The sequence below is a fragment of the Nitrosomonas nitrosa genome, assembly GCF_003051105.1.
Lineage (GTDB): Bacteria > Pseudomonadota > Gammaproteobacteria > Burkholderiales > Nitrosomonadaceae > Nitrosomonas > Nitrosomonas nitrosa.
Map to the genome: position 1 here is coordinate 1 of NZ_QAOO01000063.1, position 3,193 is coordinate 3,193.

General features: G+C 45.5%; 3 protein-coding genes. 2 read left to right on the plus strand and 1 reads right to left on the minus strand.

Annotated features, from left to right (window positions below; translation table 11 throughout):
* The first annotated feature begins 900 nt into the window (after window positions 1-900).
* Window positions 901-1,812: a restriction endonuclease gene (locus C8R30_RS15435; RefSeq protein ID WP_090672389.1), complete on the plus strand. Its 912-nt coding sequence runs from the start codon at window positions 901-903 to the stop codon at window positions 1,810-1,812.
* A gap of 268 nt (window positions 1,813-2,080) precedes the next feature.
* Window positions 2,081-2,881 (plus strand): alpha/beta fold hydrolase, encoded by an 801-nt coding sequence (locus C8R30_RS15440; RefSeq protein ID WP_107790538.1) that lies wholly within the window; start codon window positions 2,081-2,083, stop codon window positions 2,879-2,881.
* A gap of 156 nt (window positions 2,882-3,037) precedes the next feature.
* On the opposite strand, the gene C8R30_RS15445 is transcribed toward C8R30_RS15440, so the two are convergent.
* A partial coding sequence (locus tag C8R30_RS15445; protein ID WP_143068222.1) for a transposase occupies window positions 3,038-3,193 on the minus strand: 156 nt, incomplete at its 5' end.

The window sequence follows — 3,193 nt, forward strand, 5'->3', positions numbered from 1 at the left end:
CGTCATGCGCAGATTGCGCTTGTTATAAATCGCTTCTTGAAGCAGAATCTTCTCCAGCTTCGACCAGAACTCATCACTGAGCATCAATCGGGGCAACGCAAACTCGTTTTGTTGGTGGTATAGGAACCCCAATATTACGAGTTTGTTCATATCTATGAAATACTTATCTTGAAACGTCAACAGACCCTAGCTCAGAGTAAAAACTAACAAAATCCTTATTGAGTGCAGCTTGAGTAATCAGTTTTCGGAGAAGGCGAAGCGACTCTGGCTATTGACATCGTAACAACGCTGCAGTGTTTTATCAAGGCGGTGGTGGTCGGCGTATATCCTCAAGGTAAATTTATCAGGTTAAAGGGGGACCAGACAAATAAAGGGTTTATATTCTTACGGACAATCCCCTCATCATCAATCATATTATTCTTTGTTACCTGACCAAAATTTATACTGGTACCGCAGCGGAAAGTCTCCAAGATAAGTGGCTGAGTTTCGACAAATACCCAATGCAGCTAGCGAAGCGGCTGCCACCCCAAAAGACAACCATTCAGTTCGCCGAGCAAGATCTTGGTCTATGGCTCCTGGGGGGAGCAGTCAGATCACGTTGAAAATATCATTGCCGGGAGTCGACTGAGCAGCGCATTGACAAGCTAGTAATCAGCTTATTTGTGTTAGCTGCTGGCGAGTAAATCAGGTATTGTCCCAGAAGGTGGATAAAAGCTGGGGGTTACCCATCCTGTTTTTTGTAGATCTAACACGGTTTGTTATGATGGAAGCTAAATTAATGCAATTGGATAAAAATATAAACAGATAATTTTCAGCATGCCGTATTCAGTTTCATCCTGGACGTAAGTTATTATTTCATTCTGGAAACCTAATTATGGTTAGAGAGTTTTAGGAAGTGACATGTCAATCCCAGATTTTCAATCACTCATGCTACCGCTTCTTAGCTCAGCGAGCGATGAAGAAGTATGGACACTCGGTGATGCTCGTGAACGCTTGGCTTCTGTCTTTGCCTTGTCTAGAGAAGAAATCGAAGAACGCTTACCTAGCGGGAGGCAACGTAGATTTGACAACCGAGTAGCATGGGCAAAGGTATACCTTGAACAAGCCGGGCTTCTTGTTTCGCCGAAAAGGGGGCAGTTTCAAATTACTCCAGAAGGTAAGGCATTTATGGCAACCAACCCGAACAAAATTACAATCGCGTCTCTCAATCAATTCGAGAAATTCAGAACATTCCGGTCCTCTGCAAAAACAAATAAGGAAGAGCGGGAGGCAGTTCCTCCACCAGAGGTTATCGGAACACCTGAAGAACTGCTTGAGCAGTCTTATCAAAGCCTCAATGATGAGCTGGCCGGTTCGCTCCTTGAACAGGTAAAGCAATGCTCACCCACATTTTTCGAGAATCTGGTAGTAGAGCTGCTACTCAAAATGGGGTACGGCCGCAATCGCGTAGAGGCTGGCAAGGCTATCGGCAGGTCGGGAGACGAAGGCATAGATGGAATAATTAGTGAAGATCGCCTTGGGTTGGAAGCTATCTACATTCAGGCCAAACGTTGGACTGGCAGTGTCGGGCGTCCTGAAATCCAGAAATTCGTCGGTGCGTTGCATGGTAAGCGAGCACGGAAAGGTGTTTTTCTGACCACCGGTAAATTTTCACAAGATGCTCGTGATTATGTATCCCAGATTGATCCACGCGTAGTTCTTATTGACGGGGCACAATTGTCAGAATATATGATCGAGCACAACCTCGGCGTGTCTGTGAAGGCAACATATGAAATCAAGCGAATTGACACTGATTTCTTTACTGAAGAATGAAATTGTCTAACGAGTAAGGCTAAGTCAGGCTAGAACTTCTTGTTCAAGCGGACTTTTTTTGCATGGGATCACTTAGCTTGAACGTCAGTTACTTCTTACTTGTCGGTTCTTGCCGCGATTCAATGAAACAAAAGCTGCTCATAATGGGGTAACCTTGACCTAAAGAATAAGATTAGTTTTTGATTGCCCGGCAACGCGTTTGGCCAAACAGCTTTCCAATATATATTTTAACCACGAACAAAAAATTTGTTAGTTTTTACCAACACCTATGCCAAAAATTCAAATTAACGGAGTGAACTTACATTACACAGATGAGGGAGCAGGAACGGAGACGATCTTGTTTGCCCATAGTTTGTTGTGGAGTGGTCAGATGTTTGAGGCGCAGATCGATGCGTTCAAGGATCGTTATCGTTGCATCGCGTTTGATTTTCGTGGTCATGGCCAAAGTGAAATCACGCAAGACGGTTACGATATGGATACGCTCTACCGTGATGCTGCTGCATTGATTGAGGCGTTGGGTTGTGCGCCGTGTCATTTTGTGGGGCTTTCATTGGGTAGCTTTATCGGGATGCGGCTGGCAGCTCGGCGGCCAGAGCTTTTGCGGTCGCTTACTCTGCTGGGAACATCGGTTGATCCAGAACCGGCGGAGAATGTGCCGCGCTATAGCCGACTTAATTTTGTTGCCCGTTGGTTTGGGCTTCGATTTGTTGCGACCCCAGTCATGCAGATCATGTTTGGTCAGACATTTCTTACTGACCCTAACCGTGTCGCACAGCGCGAAACTTGGAGAAAGCGTCTGATCGCCAACAATCGTATTGGTATCACGCGTGCAGTCAAGGGGGTGATGGATCGCCAGGGTGTGTACGATGAAATCAGCAAAATTACAACCCCAACCCTGATTATGGTTGGTGAAGAAGATGTTGCTACGGTACCAGCCAAAGCCGAGCGTATCCAGACAAGGATCGTCGGATCGCGTCTGGTCAAAATTCCCAGAGCAGGACATTCTTCGACAATCGAGGAACCAGAAGCGGTCAATACGGCCATCAAATCGTTTATCAGCAGTTTGTGAAGGCAGCACACAGGCGCCTTGCCTGTTTTTTGTGGAGTTTGCTTCGGTAGCTTGTCGATCTTTTGTATTTTTACTTTCGTTCTGCGCTAACGCTACACATCCTGTCATTACTGTTTGTCTATATCAATTCTTTGCCGAGCAATAATTTTTGCCTCGTCAGAAAAATTCGTGGGTAGTTTTAGGCACAGGTAGTTCGCCAAGGGTATGATACAGAGCAATTTCAGTAGCATGAAAGGTTCGAAAGCCATAGGCTTTTCTCGTAATCAGTTTTGCTTTGGTATTGAAACCCTCGACAATTCCGCTGGAAAACTG